The sequence below is a fragment of the Streptomyces sp. NBC_01237 genome, assembly GCF_035917275.1.
Lineage (GTDB): Bacteria > Actinomycetota > Actinomycetes > Streptomycetales > Streptomycetaceae > Streptomyces.
On the sequence record NZ_CP108508.1, the window covers coordinates 6053378 to 6070133 of the forward strand.

Genomic DNA, 16756 nt, shown 5'->3' on the forward strand with positions numbered 1-16756 from the left:
CCGACTCCCAGGAGAACTGGATGTGGTCTGTGAGGTGAGGAGGGGTTCTGGCTCTCAGTGGAGGCCGGTGTTGCGGGCCGTCCCGATCGCCATGTAGAGATTCGCAAACCTCGGCGACGGATACAACCCCTTCTGGAAAGTTTTTTTTGATTCCTCGGTGTCGGCTAGGTCACAGCCGTACTTCTAAGGGGTGGGGGCCAGCCCAAACGTTCGAGTTAAAGGACTTTAGGCCCTTCCACTCACACAATCACACGCAGTGCACGGCGTACGCCTGTGAACGTCACGCTCGTACGCAGTCCCAGGTGGTCGCCGTCCATCTGGAAGGGTAGTGGAGCCTTTGAATGCAAGGTGAAGTCCGTGAGGTCATGAAGTGAAACTGCGTGCTTCCCGTGAGGGCCCTTCTCGGGGCTCGAAGTGAGCAGCTGAGTGGCGTACCGGGTCACCGCGGGAGTGGAAAGGCGCTTCAGGCCGAGGATGTCCAGGGCGGTGTCGAAGGATGCCTTCGGGGACGCGTATATCGGGCGATTGCCCAGGTAGGTCCAGGGGGCGGTGTTGCAGATTATGGACAGCGCGAGGTCGGTGACCGGCTCCTGGCCGGGAATGTCCAGCGTGATCATCCCGTGCCGCCGGTGCGGCTCCTCAAGGAACTGCCGCACCACCTGGCGTACGTACAGGGCATGGGTGGACCGCCTGCCCCGCTCGCGCTGCTGTTCGACCCGGCCGATGACTCCCGCGTCGAAACCGAGCCCGGCACAGAAAGTGAACCAGCGTTCCGGGACGGCTTCGTCCGCCGTGCCCGGGGTGCCGGCCGCCAGCCCCAGGCCGACCGTGCGCTCGCTCCGCTGCTCCAGCGCGTCCAGAATCGCGCCGGTCGCCTCCACGGCGTCGTTGGGCAGCCCCAGGGCGCGTGCGAAGACATTGGTGGAGCCGCCGGGAACCACCGCGAGCTTCGGCAGGCTGTCCACATCGGGGCCCCTGTGCAGCAGCCCGTTCACGACCTCGTTGACCGTCCCGTCGCCGCCGAGGGCGACCACCAGATCGATGTCGTCGCTGTCCGCGGCCCGGCGCCCGAGGTCCTGGGCGTGCCCGCGGTACTCGGTGGTCACCGCTTCCAGCTTCATCTCGCTCGCCAGCGCGTGAATGAGCACGTCACGGGTCCGCGCACTGGTGGTGGTAGCAGCTGGGTTGACCACGAGGAGTGCGCGCATGCCCGCCAGAGTACCTACCGGGTGGTACCGCTCCGTAGTCCGGATCCGTTGCGTTCGCCTTCGTCACGCGCTGTGAACGGCCCGGGTCCCGGCCCGCGGACCCGCCGCCCCGTACCCCGGCTTCGCTTTCACCGCCCGGGGATGCCAACCTGAGAGGCGTGAGTACTCAGCAGAACACGCCCTCTTCGCCCCCTCCGGCCACCGGGGAGAAGCCGGGCAGGATCGCCGTCCTCGCCGGACTCAACGCCCTCGAAGGGGCGGCGCTCGTCATCGGCGGGATCTACATGCTGGTCATGGGGGTGCTCGGCCGGCCCGAGAGCCCCCAGCAGGCGGAGACCGGCGGGGTCACCCTCGTCGCGCTCGGCCTGATTCCGCTGTTCGCCGCCCGCGGGCTGCTGCTGCGGCGCGCCTGGAGCCGGGGGCCCGCGCTCGTCACGCAGCTCATGGCACTGCCGGTGGCCTGGACGCTGCTGCGGGCCCAGGGTGCGCTGATCCCCACCGGGATCGTCCTGGCCGCGGTCGCCGTGACCGGTCTCGTGCTCGTGCTGAACCCGGCGACCAGCCGGGAGCTGGGCATCCGCCGGGGGCCGCGTACGACCCCCGACGCCTGAGCGACCACGACCGGGGGGCCGCGGCCGCCACCGCTCCGGCGGCCCGTCCCGGGCGGTCTGCGCTGTGCGGCCCTACTCCTCCACGAGCAGGCGCTCGCGCAGCTGGGCGAGGGTGCGGGCCAGCAGCCGCGAGACATGCATCTGTGAGATGCCGACCTCCTGCGCGATCTGCGACTGGGTCATGTTCCCGAAGAAGCGCAGCAGCAGAATGCGCTTCTCGCGCGGCGGCAGGTCCTCCAGCAGCGGCTTCAGCGACTCCCGGTACTCGACGCCCTCCAGCGCCTCGTCCTCGGAGCCCAGGGTGTCCGCGACCGCGGGCGACTCGTCGTCCGTGTCCGGGACGTCCAGCGACAGGGTGCTGTAGGCGTTGGCCGACTCCAGGCCCTCCAGCACCTCCTCCTCGGAGATGCCCAGGCGCTCCGCCAGCTCGTGCACGGTCGGTGAGCGGCCGTGCTGCTGGGAGAGTTCCGCGGTCGCCGTGGTCAGCGAGAGCCGCAGCTCCTGGAGGCGGCGCGGCACCCGCACCGCCCAGCCCTTGTCGCGGAAGTGGCGCTTGATCTCGCCGACGACGGTGGGGGTCGCGTACGTCGAGAACTCCACGCCCCGGTCCGGGTCGAACCGGTCCACCGACTTGATGAGCCCGATCGTGGCGACCTGGGTCAGGTCGTCCAGCGGCTCGCCCCGGTTGCGGAAGCGGCGGGCCAGATGCTCCACGAGCGGCAGATGCATCCGGACCAGCCGATTGCGCAGCTCCGCCTTCTCGGCCGAGCCGTCGGGCAGCTCCCGCAGCTCGATGAACAGGGCCCGCGCCCCGCTGCGGTCGTGTGGATCGTGGTGCGCGTGCTCGCTCATCTGGACCGCCCGCTCTGCCTGCGACTGCTCCACCGCGACCGTACGGCTCTCGGACCCGTCCGCTCCGTCCACCGGATGCGGCCGGGCCTGTTGCTCCGGGATGCCTGCTGGGCGCACCACCCCGGGTCGGATCGTCTCGTCCCGCACAGGACCGTCCCCGTTCCCGTCGCTCACGCCGGCCCGGGGCCCGCGCCGCGTTGCTTGTAGAGGCTGATGCTGACCGTACGGTCTTCGGCGACCGTGGAATCGACCTTTCCGGCCAGTGCGGAGAGCACCGTCCAGGCGAAGGTGTCACGCTCGGGCGCGCGGCCGTCCGTCGTGGGGGCCGACACCGTCACCTCGAGAGAGTCGTCGACGAGACGGAACACGCAGCTGAGGACGGAACCCGGCACGGCCTGCTGAAGCAGGATCGCGCAGGCCTCGTCGACCGCGATGCGAAGATCCTCGATCTCGTCGAGAGTGAAGTCCAAACGCGCTGCGAGACCGGCCGTGGCCGTTCGCAGCACCGACAGGTAGGCACCCGCAGCGGGCAGCCGGACCTCTACGAAGTCCTGATTCCCGGGCTCGCCTGCGATCTGGGACACCCTCACCTCCAAGGTGGCACAAACTCTTTCGAGGTTCCGGGAGAAGTGGCCCGGAGCCATGCGGTCCGTCGTCGGTTCTTGGCTCGGCGACGCTATCGCGAACCATGATGCCGTGTCGCCAGGACCCCAACCCCTACTCGTCACTCATGGTAAGCCCATGAGTACGCACAGTGGCTAGAGGTCTGCAGCGGCCAATTGCGAAGAACCGGCGCCGGATTGACGTACCCAGACGTCAGACGATCGAACCGTCCTGGAAGCACCAGCGCCAGCTCTCGCCCTGCTCGAAGCTCCGCATCACCGGATGACCGGACTCCTCGAAGTGCGCGGAGGCGTGCCTCAGGGGCGACGAGTCGCAGCAGCCGACATGCCCGCAGGCCAGGCACAGGCGCAGCTGTACGGGGTGGCTGCCCGCGGCCAGGCATTCGAGGCAGGTGTCGCTGAGCGGGGCGGGCTCGGGGCGCGGCAGTTCGAGAACATGCGGGCACTCACTCATGATTGCCAGGTTACGACGGATGTGAGGACCGTGAGATGGACGCATTGCCGCTGGTTGCCCTGGTCGCGGCCAGTGCGGCGGTCGCGGGGGCGGCGCGCCGGACGCCCGTGCCCGCCCCGCTGCTGCTGGTCACCGCGGGGCTGGTGGCCGCGTATCTGCCGGGGGTGCCGTCGTACACCCTGGACGCGCACATCGTGCTCCCGCTGCTGCTGCCGCCGCTGCTCTACACGGCGGCGGTCGACAGCTCGTACCTCGATCTGCGGGCCAACGCGAGGCCGGTCGCCCTGCTCTCCGTGGGGTACGTGCTCTTCGCGACGTTCGCGGTGGGCTGGCTGGCCTATCTGATGGTGCCCGACCTGCCGCTGACGGCGGCGCTGGTCCTCGGGGCGGTGATCGCCCCGCCGGACGCCGTGACGGCCGCCGCCATCGCCCGCCGGGTCGGGCTGCCCGCCCGGGTCACCACGATTCTCCAGGGCGAGTCCCTGGTGAACGACGCCACCGCCATCACCGCCTACAAGGTGGCGCTGGCCGCGGCGGTCGGTGAGGGGATGAGCTGGGGCGCCGGGATCGGTGAGTTCCTGCTGGCGGCGTTCGGCGGGGTCGGCGTGGGGCTGGTGCTGATGGTGCCGCTGCACTGGCTGCGCACCCACCTCAAGGAGGCACTCCTCCAGAACACGCTGTCCCTGCTGATCCCCTTCGTGGCGTACGCGGCGGCCGAACGGGTGCATGCCTCCGGTGTCCTCGCGGTGGTCGTCGTCGCGCTGTACCTGGGACACCGCTCGTGGCAGGTCGACTTCGCGACCCGGCTCCAGGAGGCGGCGGTCTGGAAGATGGTCGCCTTCGTCCTGGAGTCCGCCGTGTTCGCCCTCATCGGGCTCCAGCTGCCCTTCGTACTGAAGGGGCTCGGCGCGTACGGGGTCGGGGAGGCGCTCGGCTACGCGCTGGCGGTGTTCCTCGCGGTCGTCGTGGTGCGCTTCGTCTGGGTCTATCCGGCCACGTATCTGCCCCGGTGGCTCTCCCGGCGCATCCGGGAACGTGAACCCGGGACCGACTGGACCGCGCCGCTCATCGTCGGATGGGCCGGGATGCGCGGGGTCGTCTCGCTCGCCATCGCGTTCTCCATCCCGATGGTCATGCATGACGGGGAGGACTTCCCGGCCCGGAACCTGGTGCTGTTCCTGACCTTCACCACGGTCATCGGCACGCTGGTGATCCAGGGCCTCACCCTGCCGCTCCTGGTACGGGTGCTGAAGCTCCCGGGGCGTGATCTCCAGGCGGAGACGCTGGCCGAGGCGCAGGCGCAGAGCGAGGCGTCCACGGCCGCGGAAGCGCGCCTGGACGAACTCCTGGACGACGGGCGCAACAGCCTGCCGCCGCCCCTCGCCGACCGGCTGCGCACCGTTCTGGAGCGGCGCCGCAACGCCGTGTGGGAGCGGCTGGGCGCGGCCAACCCGGTCACCGGGGAATCGGCGGACGACACCTACCGGCGCCTCGCACGCGAAATGATCGAGGCCGAGCGGGAGGTCTTCGTACGCCTGCGGGACGAGCGGCGGATCGACGACGAGATGCTGCGGACCCTGCTGCGCCGCCTCGACCTGGAGGAGGCGGCGGCCTACCGGGAGACGGACGACTCGTAGGGGGTGCCCGTCACCACGGCGGTCACCGTCGTTCCCGGAGCGAAGGCGCCCGCCCCGGTCAGCGCCGTCAGCGCGTACAGCAGCTTGGCGACGTACACCCGCTCGACGGGCAGACCGTGCCGGTCCTCGAAGTTCTCGGCGAAGGCGTGCAGCTCCGGGGGCGTACGGGCGTAGCCGCCGAAGTGGAAGCGCTCGTCCAGGGACCACTGTCCGGCCGGGCCGCCGAACGCCTCGCGCTGCAGCCGGGCCACCGCCTCGCCGAGGAAGCCGCCGCGCAGGACCGGGATGCCCAGGGCCCGCTGGCCGGGGGCCAGGCCCGCGGCGAGGCCGGCCAGGGTGCCGCCGGTACCGCAGGCCACGGCCGCCACATCGGTGTGCCCGCGCAACTCGCGCCCGAGCTCTGTGCAGCCCTGTGCGGCCAGTGCGTTGCTGCCGCCCTCCGGGAGGACGTCCACGTCCCCGAAGAGCCTCAGCAGCCCGTCCAGGACGCCAGGATCGGTCTTCGCGCGATACGTCGAGCGGTCCACGAAGTGCAGACGCATGCCGTCGGCCGCGCACCGGGCGAGCGACGGGTTGAGCGGGCGGTGCGCCAGTTCGTCGCCGCGGACGACACCGACCGTGGGGAAACCGAGGAGCCGTCCGGCGGCGGCGGTGGCCCGCAGATGGTTGGAGTAGGCGCCGCCGAAGGTCAGCACGGTCCGGCCGGCGGCGGCCGCCAGGTTGAGGGAGAGCTTGCGCCACTTGTTGCCCGGCAGGTCCGGGTGGATCAGGTCGTCGCGCTTGAGCAGCAGGCTCACGCCGTGCCGCCGGAAGCGCTCGTCCTCGGCGGGCCGCAGCGGCGAGGGGAGGACGGGCCGCGGTCCGGCGCCGCCCTGCGCTTCGTGGTGCATGCGTCCATTGTCACGGGGTGGCCGACGAGGGCGCCCCGTGCCCCCGGCGGACGTGCTCGCCGACGGGCCCGCGTTTCCGGCGGGTGCACGTTTCCGGCGGGTGCACGGGGCGTCACTTCAGACGGTCGTGGATCCGCTCGCGCAGGGAGTCCATGGTGAAGCCCGCCGGGTCGACCTTGCCCGGCTGCCACTCCCGGTGACCGATGACCGAGGGCGCTCCCCAGCGGTGGTGGCGGCAGATCGCCGCGGCCGCCCTCTCGATCGCTTCGAGCTGCACGGCGGGCCAGGGGTCCTCCCCGTCGCCGAGGTTCTCGCACTCGAAACCGTAGAAGTGCCGGTTTCCGTCGGTGTTGGCCTCGTTGTCGGAGGGGAGCCGCTTCTCGGCGATGACGGCGCGCAGGACGTCGTCGTCGCCGAGACCGGCGTGGTTGGCGCGGCCGTGGCCGACGAGATGGACGCGGCCGTCCTTGGCGATGACGCCGTGGCACAGGGGGCCGGGAAGGCCCGCGTGGCCGTCACGGCAGATCTGGACGGTGTGGTCGGTGCCCCTGGTGGCGGTGTGGTGGATCATCACGCCGTGCACCGGCCCCCAGGGGCCCTTGTCGTCGCGGTTGTGCGTACGCCAGTCGCCGACCTGGACGACGGTGAGACCTTCGTCCTTGAGGGCCTTGAGGAAGCTGCTCGCGGACATGGGTGAGGACATGGCCGACTCCTTTGGAGCGTGTGGGGAGTGTGTCCGTACACCGCTTGTACCGGAACGCAGCCTTCTGGGCTATTTGTTCGTACGGTGTGCGAGCCGATCCGGACACGTCCGTGAGCAGCCCCGGGGGCGCCGCGTCAGCCGGCGGCGAGCCAGAGGTCCGGCCCGAACACCTCGTAGTGGATGTCTGCCGCCCGGACCCCCTTGGCCAGCAACTGGCCGCGGACGGCGCGCATGAAGGGGAGCGGTCCGCAGAGGTAGGCGTGCGTTCCGGGCGGGACGCCGAGGCCGGTCAGATCGACCCGGCCGGTGCGGTCGGCCCGGTGGCCGGGCTCCGGGTCCTCGTACCAGAAGTGCGCTTCGCCGCCCGGGAGTCTGCCGGTGAACAGCGCGTGGTCGGTGCGCAGGGCGTGCGTGGCGGGCGAGCGGTCGCCGTGCACGACGGTGACCGGGGAGCGGTGGCCGGTGTCCGCCAGGTGCTCCAGCATCGACAGCATCGGGGTGCAGCCGATGCCCGCGGAGGCGAGCAGCAGCGGGGCGTCCGTGTGGTCGAGCACCAGGTCCCCGTAGGGGACGGAGACGCGCAGCCGGTCGCCGGTCCGGGTGCGGGCGTGCAGATGGCGGGAGACCTCGCCGTCCGGGGACCCCTCGCCCCGCACCCGCTTGACGGTGATCGAGCGCAGCGGCGACCCCGGCGCGCGGGAAAGGCTGTACTGGCGTATCTGCCGCGCCCCGTCGGGCAGTTCCACCTGTACGGAGACGTACTGGCCGGGCCGGAAGGCGGGGGCGGGTGCCCCGTCCGCCGGGCGCAGCCGGAAGGTCGCGACATCCGCGGTCTCCTCGGTCCGGCCGGTCACCTCCCACTCGCTCCAGACATCACCGGCGACGACGCCCCGCTGCGCGTAGAGGCGTTCCTCGACGGCGATCAGCGCGCCCGCCATCAGCCAGTAGACCTCGTCCCAGGCTGCGGCGACCTCCGGGGTGACGGCGTCGCCCAGTACGTCGGCGATGGCGGCGAACAGGTGGGTGTGCACCACCTCGTACTGCTCGGCGGTCACCCCGAGCGAGGCGTGCTTGTGGGCGATGCGGCTCAGCATCACGTCGGGGCGGGTGTCCGGGTCCTCGACGAGCCGGGTCGCGAAGGCGGCGAGGGAACCGGCGAGGGCCTGGCGCTGGGCGCCGGACGCCTGGTTGCCGCGGTTGAAGAGATCGCGGAGCAGTTCGGGGTGGGCCGCGAAGAGCTTGCGGTAGAAGAGGTCGGCGATGTCCCCGATGGCGGCGCCGACGGCGGGGAGGGTGGCACGGACGGTGGCTGTCGAGGTCTCGGAGAGCATCGGTGGACTCCTCGGGGTGAGGTGGAGGACGGCGTAATTAATTGGAATGTGGGATGCGTATTTTCGGCCGGGATGGCGCGGGCCGCGGCGGGGCGGCCGGCGGGGCGGAACGCGCGGTGGAGTGCTGGTCGCGGGGCGGCGCGGCTCGGGGTGCCGGCGCTCGCGGTGCCGGACGCCCCGGTGGGTCAGTCCGGTGCGGGGCCCGTGCTGATGCCGATCAGCAGCGGTCCGGTGGGGGAGGAGACGAGTTCGGTGACGGTGACCGGGTCGAGCGTGGCGTAGAACGCTTCCTGCGCCCGGCGCAGCGCACCGCGCAGCCGGCAGCCGGAGCGCAGTGGGCACGGGGTGTCGCCCTCGCACTCGACCACCTCGTCCGCACCCTCCAGTTCCCGTACGAGCGTGCCGACCGAGGCGCGGTGACCGGCCGAGGTGAGGGTGAGCCCGCCGCCGCGGCCGCGGCGCGCGTCGACCAGACCGAGGTGCTGGAGGCGGGCGACGACCTTGGCGGTGTGGGTGTACGGCACACGCATGGTGGCCGCGACCTCCCGGGTGGTCGGCGGATCCTCGTCCCGCGCGACGGCCAGTCGCATGAGCACGCGCAGTGCCACATCGGTGAATCTCGTCAGCCGCATGACGCTCAGGCTAGATAAGTGGCATGCCTGATGCAAATTAAGGCGTGCGCGGGGCGACACTGAGCAACGTGCCCCGTTCGAGGCCCGGTTAGTCACACTCGTTTGTGTAATGGCGAAGCAACTCACCGTGCTGAAAGGCTTCTGCACGCAGGTCAGCCCATGATCGAAAGGACGTCAGATGTCCGTTGGTGAAGAGGTTCGCGACACGCAGGCCCCGCCGCAGCAGAGTCTGGGCACGGCGGCTGCGCGGAACCTCGCGACGACCACCAAGTCCGCGCCGCAGATGCAGGAGATCACCTCGCGGTGGCTGCTGCGGATGCTGCCGTGGGTGCAGGTACAGGGCGGTACGTACCGGGTGAACCGTCGGCTCAGCTATGCGGTCGGCGACGGCCGGGTGACCTTCGTGCAGACCGGCGACCAGGTCGCCGTCATCCCCGCCGAGCTCGGGGAGATGCCGCCCTTGCGGGAGTTCGGCGACGAGGAGGTCCTCGCCGAACTGGCGCGCAGGTGCGAACAGCGGGACGTGGCCGCGGGGGAGGTGCTCGCCGCCTCGGGGGACGCGGCGGACCGGGTCTTCCTGCTGGCGCACGGCAAGGTGGAGAAGATCGGCGCCGGGCCGTACGGGGACGAGACGGTGCTCGGCGTCCTCGCCGACGGCGCGTACTTCGGCGACCGGAGCCTGATCGACGGTGACGCCACCTGGGAGTTCACCGCCCGCGCCGTCACCCCCTGCACGCTCCTGACGCTGCGCCGTTCGGACGTGCACAACCTCGCGGCCCAATCCGACTCGCTCCGGGCCCATCTCGCCCGTCAGCTCTCCATCCCGCAACAGCGGACCAACCCGTACGGCGAGGCGGCGATCGACCTCTCCGCGGGCCATGTGGGTGAGCCGGTCGTCCCGCACACCTTCGTGGACTACGACGCGGCGCCGCGCGAGTACGAACTGAGCGTGGCCCAGACCGTGCTGAAGGTGCACAGCCGGGTCGCCGATCTCTACAACCAGCCGATGAACCAGACCGAGCAGCAGTTGCGGCTCACCGTCGAGGCGCTGCGCGAGCGCCAGGAACACGAGCTGATCAACAACCGCGAGTTCGGACTGCTCAAGAACTGCGACTACGGGCAGCGGATCCAGCCGCACGACGGGGTGCCCAGCCCCGACGACATGGACGAACTCCTGTCGCGGAGGCGGGGATCGAAGCTGTTCCTCGCCCACCCGAAGGCCATCGCCGCCTTCGGCCGCGAATGCAACAGGCGCGGTCTGCTGCCGGAGAGCGTGGACATCGGCGGTCACCAGGTACCGGCCTGGCGCGGGGTGCCGATCTTCCCGTCCAACAAGATCCCGGTCACCGACGCCCGCACCACGTCGATCATCTGCATGAGGACCGGCGAGGCCGACCAGGGCGTCATCGGGCTCCAGCAGAGCGGCATCCCGGACGAGATCGAGCCGAGCCTGTCGGTCCGCTTCATGGGCATCGACGAGCAGGCGATCATCTCCTACCTCGTGACCGCCTACTACTCCGCCGCCGTCCTGGTCCCGGACGCCCTCGGTGTACTGGAGAACGTCGAGGTGAGCCGCTGGCACTGACCCCTTTCCCCCGGTGGGCCCGGCCGGCCAGTGCCGTCCGGGCCCACCGCCCCGCCCGTACCCACCGCACCACCCAGGGGAGAGACCCGTGACCATGACGAGTACGGACGCAGCGACGGAGGGGCACGAGGCCGCCGCGCTGCTGGAGCGCACGCGCGGCATCGTCGATCCGCAACTGCGCGCGGCCGTGGAGTCGCTGCCCGGCGGAATCCGCCGCGTCGCGATGTACCACTTCGGCTGGGCGAACGCGGACGGCAGCCCGGCCGCGGGCCAGGCGGGCAAGGCCATCAGGCCCGCGCTCGTGCTGGCCGCCGCGCGAGCCCTGGGCGGTGACCCGGAGCGGGCCGTCCGCGCCGCCGTCGCCGTGGAGCTGGCGCACAACTTCACCCTGCTCCACGACGACGTCATCGACGAGGACACCACCCGCCGGCACCGGCCGACGGCCTGGGCGGTCTTCGGTATCCCGGACGCCGTGATCGCGGGCGACGCCCTGCTCGCCCTCGCCCAGCGGCTGCTGGCCGAGGATCCGCACCCGGCCTCCGCCCGCGCCTCCGCGCGGCTCTCGGCCTGCGTGATCGAGCTGTGCGCGGGGCAGCAGGCCGACTGCGCCTTCGAGGAGCGCGGCCCCGAAGAGGTCTCGCTGGACGAGTGCCTCGCGATGGCGACCGCCAAGACCGGTGCCCTGCTCGGCTGCGCGTGCGCGCTCGGCGCCCTGTACGCCGGGGCCGGAGACCGGGCCGTCGGCGCGATGGACGGCTTCGGACGTGAGGCGGGACTCTCCTTCCAGCTCATCGACGATCTGATCGGCATCTGGGGGGACCCGGCACACACGGGCAAGCCGGCCGGGGCGGATCTGGCCGCCCACAAGAAGTCCCTGCCGGTGGTGGCCGCGCTCACCTCGGGCACCCCCGCCGCCGCCGACCTGGCCGTGCTCTACCGGGGCGCCATGAACACGCCCGGGGAGGTGAGGCGGGCCGCCGACGCCGTCGAACGGGCCGGCGGCCGGGACTGGGCACAGGTCTGCGCGGCGGACCGGATGGCGCGCGCGGTGCACCATCTGTCCCGCGCGGTGCCCGAGCCGGCCGCGGCGGGGGACCTGCTGGCGCTGGCCGAATTCGTCACGCGCCGTACCCGCTGACCGGCCTTCCGCGACCCGCTCCCGCCTCCCAACTCTAGGATTCCACCCGTCGGTCGAGGTCGGACGGAAGAAGGGGCGGGAGCCGGTCATGGGTGTACGGACACGGCGTGCGGACGCGCGGGACAGGGACCTGGTCGTATCGGTCCTGGAGGAGGCGTTCCACCACGACCCGGTGAGCGGCTGGGTCTTCCCCGAGGAGGAGCACCGGCGGGCGGTGCACGGGAAGTTCCTCGGCGTCTTCGTCGATGTCGCCCTCGCCGAAGGCCGTATCGACCTGCTGGCGGACGGCACCGCCGTGGCCCTGTGGCTCACGGTGCCGGCCGGGGTGCCCGAGGAGGAGGACCCCACCCCGGCGCTGATGCGGCGGACCGCGGACCCCGGCAACGAACGGTGCGAACTGGTGGGCAGACTGACCGGTGCGGTCCATCCGCACGACCGGGCCCACGAGTATCTGCTCATGGTCGGTGTCTCCCCCGGACGCCAGGGGGAGGGCATCGGGGCGGCGCTGATCGAAGAGGTCCTGGAGCGATGCGACCGCGAGGGCGTCCCGGCCTACCTGGAGGCCAGCAGTGCCCGCAGCCGCGGCCTCTACGAGCGGCTCGGCTTCACCTTCCTGGGCCGCGCCGTCGAGCTCCCCGACGGACCGTCCATGTGGCCCATGTGGCGCGAACCGGCGAAGGGCTGATGCGCAGGTGGAGGGCGCCACGGGGACCGCGCCGGGCACGGGCTACAGTCCCTGCTCATGACAGATGAGTCGTGGGCAGGCTGGTACCGGGACCGCGAGGGTTCCGATGCCGTCGTTCTCACCACGGACGGACAGCAACTCCGGATCCGGATCAGGGGAGTCGACTTCGAGGGCGAGAGCTTCGACGACCTCGTTCCGGTGGGCGGGATACCGCCCGAAAGCGGCATGTTCGCCCTGGCGGACGGCGCCCTCACCGACTGCGTACTGGAGTGGGATCTCCCGCTTCCGGTCCGCTCCGCGGGTACGGTCCGCCAGGCCACGCTCAGTTGCCTGCTGTCGCTGCGGCGCAGCGATCCGGACCTCTACCTCGCCCTGCATCTGGACGGCGCGGTCTATGAATCCGCCCGTGCCGAACGCGACTTCGCCGCCGCGATGGCCACGATCCAGCGCATCCTGCCGTCCGGCACACAGGTGCAGACGTGTATCGCCTGCGCCTTCTCCGACTACTTCCCGGCCCCGGGCCGGGGCCTCTCCGGCGCTCTCGCCTGCTTCCGCGGTGCGAAGGACGCGTACCGGGGAGCGGCGGGCGAGGACGACGTCCTGGACCTGTGGGACCGGCGGAGCGGGTTCGTGCAGGAGATCTGGAGCTGCCGCGAGTTCGAGGCGCGCCCGGCCGAGGGGGCCGGGACCGGCCACCGGGGCGCGTTCCCGCTGGAACTCGCCTGACCGTCACGCCCCGTGCCCGCCCGCCGTCACGCCCCGTACTGGAATTGCACATTCCGGTACGGGGCGCGCCTTTTGCGGCTCAGGTCCGCTTCGGTGTGTTTCGCCGCCGGGCGCCTTTATCGGCGCACCGGCGTGACGGTCGCCGTCGTCGGAGGATCAGCTGACGGTCGTCGTATTCGTGACGTTCCTCGGTGCGGACATCGACGGCAGGCAGATCAGGGCGACGAGGGTGGCGCCCAGAATGGCATATGCCACGGGCATGATCGGTGACTTCTTGAACATGGTGCGCATTTCTCCAGGCATACGGGGAGATTCTTCGGCAGCGTTCGTGCCGAGTGCTCATACTCTCCATATGCCCTCGGGTGATCAAGTCGGGCGGTAATTTCGTTGTTTTCCCGCCGGGGTCCTGTCACTCTGTTCCGGCGCCCTCGGATTCTTCTTGGAGAGCGGCGAATTCGGCCTGCGTCCGCGCCGCTTCGTCCATGGTGCCGATGTGCTGGGCGAGGGTGAGCGCCTCCGCGAGATGTCGCGCGGCCGATTGCGTGCGGCCCAGCCGCCGTTCCGCCGCGGCCATGCCCCGGAGCGCGAGCATGCGCTCGTGTCCCGCGCCGATGCCGGTGGCCAGGTCGAGGGCGCGCTCGTGGTGGGCGACCGCCTGGTCGTCGTTGCCGGACTCCTCGAACGCGACGCCCATCCGGTGCAGGGTGATGGACGCGTTGCGCCGGTCACCGAGCTGCCGGAACGACAGCAGCGCCTCGCGATAGAGATCCAGCGCGGCTTCCACTTCCTCCGGCATTTCCATGGTGTTCGCCAGATTTACCTGCCCCGTGGCGCGGGCCAGAGGTGTTCCGGCCAGCCGGGGATTCGACAGCGATTTCTTCAGGAGTCGTCGCGCGGATTCACGGTCGCCGGTCTGGAAGTGGAGGTCCGAGAGATTGTTCAGCACATTGAATTCTTCGCGCGCATCACCCGACCGACGGAATCCGCTCAGGGCCGACACAAAGAATTCCATTGATGTCGTGTGGTTTCCGAGAAAGAGGTGGGTGATGCCGAGGTTGTTTCTTGTCCGCGCGAGCTGCCATATGTCACCCGACCTGAGCCGGCGTTCCAGGGTCTGATTCTGGAAGGAAAGGGCTTCGTCGAGCTGTCCCCTGTGCCAGTGAATGACGCCGAGCAGATGACGCGCTTCGGCGTCCGTCGCCGGATCGTCCAGCGTGCCGGCCGCCCGCATGGCGGCATGACCGGCGGCGAGAGCGGACTCGTAGCGGCCGGCCCGTGCCAGCGTCGTCCCGAGATCGATCAGCGCGAGGGCCTCCGGGCGGCGTTCGCCGCTCTCGCGCCAGAACTCGGCGGCGGCGGTGTGCATCGGCCGTGCCTCGCCCCAGTAGCCCTCCTCGTCCAGGTGGGCCGCGAGCGCGTGGGCCAGGCGCGCGGCCTGGCGGGTGAGTCCGTTGCCTCGGGCGCGGTGCTCCGCCGCGACGAGGGCGCCGTGCTCCTGCGCGAGCCAGTGCCGGGCGGCCGAGGCGTCCTGCCATTCGGGCAGGGCGAACTCCGGTGCGGTTTCCGCGATATCTGTTTTCAGGCGCCGCGGATAGATCAGACGGTCGGCCTTCTCGGCCCCGTGGACATAGAAATCGATCATCCTCCGTACGGCGGGGAGTTGACCTTCGTATCGGTCCTCCGTCGCGCTCAGGCTCCGCGCGTACTCCCCCACAAGATCATGGAAGCGAAAGCGTTCCGGGGCCGGTTCCTGGAGGAGATGCGCGTCCAGCAGGGAATCCAGGACGCGCTCCGTCTCCTCCAGCGGAAGCCCGGTGAGCGCGGCGGCGGAGTAGGGGGTGAAATCCGGCCCAAAATGCAGGCTCAGCTGTCGAAAGATCGTTCGCTCTTCGGTCCCGAGTGTGTGGTAGGACATCTCGAACACTCCGGCGATCTTTCGATAGCCGTCCCGGATTTCATTGAGGCGTCCGTGTTCGCGCGACAGTTTTTCGATCAAGTGGGAAGTGGTCCAGGACGGGCGTGAGCCCAGCCTGCCCGCGGCGATCTCCACGGCCAGCGGAAGGTGGCCGCACAGCCGGACGATCTCCGCCACCTCGCCGAGCTCGGAGGTCCGCTCCGGGCCCACCAGCCTGCGGAACAGCGTGCTCGCGTCGTCGGCCGGCAGGACGTCCAGGAAGAGCGAGCGGATGCCCGGCAGCCCCGTGAGCCGTCGGCGGCTGGTGATGATGAGCAGGGACTCGGAGGTGCCCGGAAGGAGCGGGGCCACCTGCTCGGCGTCCGCCGCGTCGTCGAGGACGATCACCGATCGACGGGTGCTGAGCAGGGTGCGCCACAGGGACACCAGCCCCTCCAGGTCGTCCGGCAGATCCGTGACGGGCACCCCGAAGTCCCTCAGCAGCCGGGTGAGCGCGGACTCGGGGCTCAGCGGGTGCCCGTCCGTGGTGTGTGCGCTCAGGTCGAGATGGAGCTGTCCGTCCGGGTAGTGCGGGGTGAGGGCGCGGGCGGCGTGGAGCGCCAGGAGTGTCTTGCCCACGCCCCCCATGCCGCTGATGGTCTGGAGTGCGATCACCGAGCCCGCCGGCGGACGGGCGAGGAGGGTGAGCATCTCCCGGTCCCTGCCCACGAGGTCGCCGTGGCTGGGCAGGGTGTGCGGGGCCGTGGTCACCGGCTCGGGGCCGCTCAGGAGCTCGGATACCGGTACCCGGTTCAGGATGAGCTGGTAGAGCCTGGTCAGCGCCTCGCCCGGATCCGATCCGAACTCCTCACCGAGCCGGCGCCGGACGGTGTCGAACGTGCGCAGCGCGTCGGCCTGCCGACCGCAGCCGTAGTTCGCGACCATGAGGTGGCCGGCCAGGGTCTCGTCCGTGGGGTGCAGCTCGAAGAGGGTGGAGAGGTCGGGTACGAGCTCCGCGTACCGTCCGGTGCGCAGTTCGATGCCGACGCGGGTCAGCGTCGCGGCGAGGCGCTTTTCGAGCAGGTTCGTCCTGACGCTCTCGGCCCAGAGGCCGGGCATCCCGGTGAGCGGATCGCCCCGCCACAGGCTGTCGGCCTCGCGCAGCAGGGCCAGGGCCCTGGGCCCGTCACCGTCGTCGGACCGGGCGAGCGCCTCGGCGGTCAGGCGCTGGAAGCGATGGCTGTCCACGCTGTCGGGATCGACGACGAGGGAGTACGTGTGGGCCTGCTGGACGATACGGGTCGGCCCGCCCGCCCGTTCGCCCAGCCTGCGGCGGATTCTCGCCGCGTACACATGCAGGCTCGCCCGGGGTTTCGCGGGCGGGGCGTCGTCCCACAGCCGGTGGACCAGGGAGTCCAGAGCGACCGGGCGGCCGGCGTCGACGGCGAGCGCGGCGATCATCGCTCTCTCCTTGGCCGTGCCGAGCGGATCACCCCGCCCGTCCACCCGTAACTCGATCGACCCCAGGATGCGGATCTCGAATTCCACCAGCGCCCCCATCGCCGGTCCGCGCGCGGACCGGCTGTTCCGCTCGTGCCGCCGTGCGCCGGTCTGCGGCCACGGCAGTCCGTCGTCGCCACGACCCACCGCTGACGTCCGTGTCGAGGCGCGTACCAAAGCAAGAGCCAAAGGATGACACGATGCCAACTTTGATCAAAAGATGGCATCGAATGATCGATTATCTTGGCTCAAATGTTCAACGTGTAAGGGCTTTTGGTCTGTGTGGA

16 protein-coding genes are annotated in these 16756 nt (G+C 70.7%); 6 read left to right on the plus strand and 10 right to left on the minus strand.

Annotated features, from left to right (window positions below; genetic code table 11):
- Positions 1–239: 239 nt before the first annotated feature.
- Positions 240–1208, minus strand: coding sequence for a diacylglycerol/lipid kinase family protein (locus OG251_RS27105; RefSeq protein ID WP_326679573.1), 969 nt, complete (start codon positions 1206–1208; stop codon positions 240–242).
- Between the two features lie 158 nt (positions 1209–1366).
- Between OG251_RS27105 and OG251_RS27110 the strand changes: the two genes are divergently transcribed.
- Positions 1367–1819, plus strand: coding sequence for a hypothetical protein (locus tag OG251_RS27110; RefSeq protein ID WP_326679574.1), 453 nt, complete (start codon positions 1367–1369; stop codon positions 1817–1819).
- Between the two features lie 72 nt (positions 1820–1891).
- Here the strand turns inward: OG251_RS27110 and OG251_RS27115 are convergent, their stop codons facing one another.
- The 3 genes from OG251_RS27115 to OG251_RS27125 all read right to left on the minus strand — a co-directional run bounded on the left by OG251_RS27115 (position 1892) and on the right by OG251_RS27125 (position 3748).
- Positions 1892–2845, minus strand: coding sequence for an RNA polymerase sigma factor SigF (locus tag OG251_RS27115; RefSeq protein ID WP_385891694.1), 954 nt, complete (start codon positions 2843–2845; stop codon positions 1892–1894).
- Positions 2842–3255, minus strand: coding sequence for an anti-sigma regulatory factor (locus OG251_RS27120; RefSeq protein WP_073718917.1), 414 nt, complete (start codon positions 3253–3255; stop codon positions 2842–2844). Before OG251_RS27120 ends, OG251_RS27115 begins: the two co-directional genes overlap by 4 nt.
- A gap of 232 nt (positions 3256–3487) precedes the next feature.
- Entirely contained in the window at positions 3488–3748 is a 261-nt protein-coding gene (locus tag OG251_RS27125) for a UBP-type zinc finger domain-containing protein (RefSeq protein WP_326679576.1), read from the minus strand.
- Positions 3749–3783: 35 nt separating this feature from the next.
- On the opposite strand from OG251_RS27125, the gene OG251_RS27130 reads away from it, so the two are divergent.
- Positions 3784–5385 carry a Na+/H+ antiporter gene (locus OG251_RS27130; protein WP_326679577.1) on the plus strand — a complete coding sequence of 534 codons (1602 nt, stop codon included), beginning with the start codon at positions 3784–3786 and terminating at the stop codon, positions 5383–5385.
- Here the strand turns inward: OG251_RS27130 and OG251_RS27135 are convergent.
- The 4 genes from OG251_RS27135 to OG251_RS27150 all read right to left on the minus strand — a co-directional run bounded on the left by OG251_RS27135 (position 5361) and on the right by OG251_RS27150 (position 8941).
- Positions 5361–6275 carry a 1-aminocyclopropane-1-carboxylate deaminase/D-cysteine desulfhydrase gene (locus tag OG251_RS27135; RefSeq protein ID WP_326679578.1) on the minus strand — a complete coding sequence of 305 codons (915 nt, stop codon included), beginning with the start codon at positions 6273–6275 and terminating at the stop codon, positions 5361–5363. The genes OG251_RS27130 and OG251_RS27135 overlap by 25 nt on opposite strands.
- A gap of 112 nt (positions 6276–6387) precedes the next feature.
- A complete protein-coding gene (locus OG251_RS27140; protein ID WP_326679579.1) occupies positions 6388–6978 on the minus strand; it encodes an N-acetylmuramoyl-L-alanine amidase in 591 nt (196 codons plus the stop codon).
- Between the two features lie 134 nt (positions 6979–7112).
- The gene (locus OG251_RS27145; protein WP_326679580.1) at positions 7113–8309 is read right to left on the minus strand and encodes a globin domain-containing protein; all 1197 of its coding nucleotides are present in this window, start codon (positions 8307–8309) and stop codon (positions 7113–7115) included.
- Between the two features lie 185 nt (positions 8310–8494).
- On the minus strand, positions 8495–8941 hold the full coding sequence (locus OG251_RS27150; RefSeq protein ID WP_326679581.1) for an RrF2 family transcriptional regulator: 447 nt from the start codon (positions 8939–8941) through the stop codon (positions 8495–8497).
- 178 nt (positions 8942–9119) lie between these two features.
- Between OG251_RS27150 and OG251_RS27155 the strand changes: the two genes are divergently transcribed.
- From OG251_RS27155 to OG251_RS27170, 4 genes are all read left to right on the plus strand, one after another.
- Positions 9120–10526, plus strand: a complete 1407-nt coding sequence (locus tag OG251_RS27155) for a family 2B encapsulin nanocompartment shell protein (RefSeq protein ID WP_326679582.1) — start codon at positions 9120–9122, stop codon at positions 10524–10526.
- A 94-nt stretch (positions 10527–10620) separates the two neighbouring features.
- Positions 10621–11664, plus strand: a complete 1044-nt coding sequence (locus tag OG251_RS27160; RefSeq protein ID WP_326681430.1) for a family 2 encapsulin nanocompartment cargo protein polyprenyl transferase — start codon at positions 10621–10623, stop codon at positions 11662–11664.
- 88 nt (positions 11665–11752) lie between these two features.
- Positions 11753–12349 (plus strand): GNAT family N-acetyltransferase, encoded by a 597-nt coding sequence (locus tag OG251_RS27165; protein WP_326679583.1) that lies wholly within the window; start codon positions 11753–11755, stop codon positions 12347–12349.
- Positions 12350–12406: 57 nt separating this feature from the next.
- The gene (locus OG251_RS27170; protein ID WP_073717894.1) at positions 12407–13075 is read left to right on the plus strand and encodes a DUF6304 family protein; all 669 of its coding nucleotides are present in this window, start codon (positions 12407–12409) and stop codon (positions 13073–13075) included.
- A gap of 156 nt (positions 13076–13231) precedes the next feature.
- Here the strand turns inward: OG251_RS27170 and OG251_RS27175 are convergent, their stop codons facing one another.
- A complete protein-coding gene (locus tag OG251_RS27175; RefSeq protein ID WP_326679584.1) occupies positions 13232–13378 on the minus strand; it encodes a hypothetical protein in 147 nt (48 codons plus the stop codon).
- A gap of 106 nt (positions 13379–13484) precedes the next feature.
- Positions 13485–16616 carry an AfsR/SARP family transcriptional regulator gene (locus OG251_RS27180; RefSeq protein WP_326679585.1) on the minus strand — a complete coding sequence of 1044 codons (3132 nt, stop codon included), beginning with the start codon at positions 16614–16616 and terminating at the stop codon, positions 13485–13487.
- Positions 16617–16756: the final 140 nt, after the last annotated feature.

Excerpts from the sequence above, each read along its gene's own strand:
- OG251_RS27130 (WP_326679577.1), top strand. The coding sequence starts at position 3,784 with ATGGACGCATTGCCGCTGGTTGCCCTGGTCGCGGCCAGTGCGGCGGTC.
- OG251_RS27145 (WP_326679580.1), bottom strand. The coding sequence starts at position 8,309 with ATGCTCTCCGAGACCTCGACAGCCACCGTCCGTGCCACCCTCCCCGCC.
- OG251_RS27160 (WP_326681430.1), top strand. The coding sequence starts at position 10,621 with ATGACGAGTACGGACGCAGCGACGGAGGGGCACGAGGCCGCCGCGCTG.
- OG251_RS27105 (WP_326679573.1), bottom strand. The coding sequence starts at position 1,208 with ATGCGCGCACTCCTCGTGGTCAACCCAGCTGCTACCACCACCAGTGCG.
- OG251_RS27135 (WP_326679578.1), bottom strand. The coding sequence starts at position 6,275 with ATGCACCACGAAGCGCAGGGCGGCGCCGGACCGCGGCCCGTCCTCCCC.
- OG251_RS27125 (WP_326679576.1), bottom strand. The coding sequence starts at position 3,748 with ATGAGTGAGTGCCCGCATGTTCTCGAACTGCCGCGCCCCGAGCCCGCC.
- OG251_RS27170 (WP_073717894.1), top strand. The coding sequence starts at position 12,407 with ATGACAGATGAGTCGTGGGCAGGCTGGTACCGGGACCGCGAGGGTTCC.
- OG251_RS27150 (WP_326679581.1), bottom strand. The coding sequence starts at position 8,941 with ATGCGGCTGACGAGATTCACCGATGTGGCACTGCGCGTGCTCATGCGA.
- OG251_RS27140 (WP_326679579.1), bottom strand. The coding sequence starts at position 6,978 with ATGTCCTCACCCATGTCCGCGAGCAGCTTCCTCAAGGCCCTCAAGGAC.
- OG251_RS27165 (WP_326679583.1), top strand. The coding sequence starts at position 11,753 with ATGGGTGTACGGACACGGCGTGCGGACGCGCGGGACAGGGACCTGGTC.
- OG251_RS27175 (WP_326679584.1), bottom strand. The coding sequence starts at position 13,378 with ATGCCTGGAGAAATGCGCACCATGTTCAAGAAGTCACCGATCATGCCC.
- OG251_RS27155 (WP_326679582.1), top strand. The coding sequence starts at position 9,120 with ATGTCCGTTGGTGAAGAGGTTCGCGACACGCAGGCCCCGCCGCAGCAG.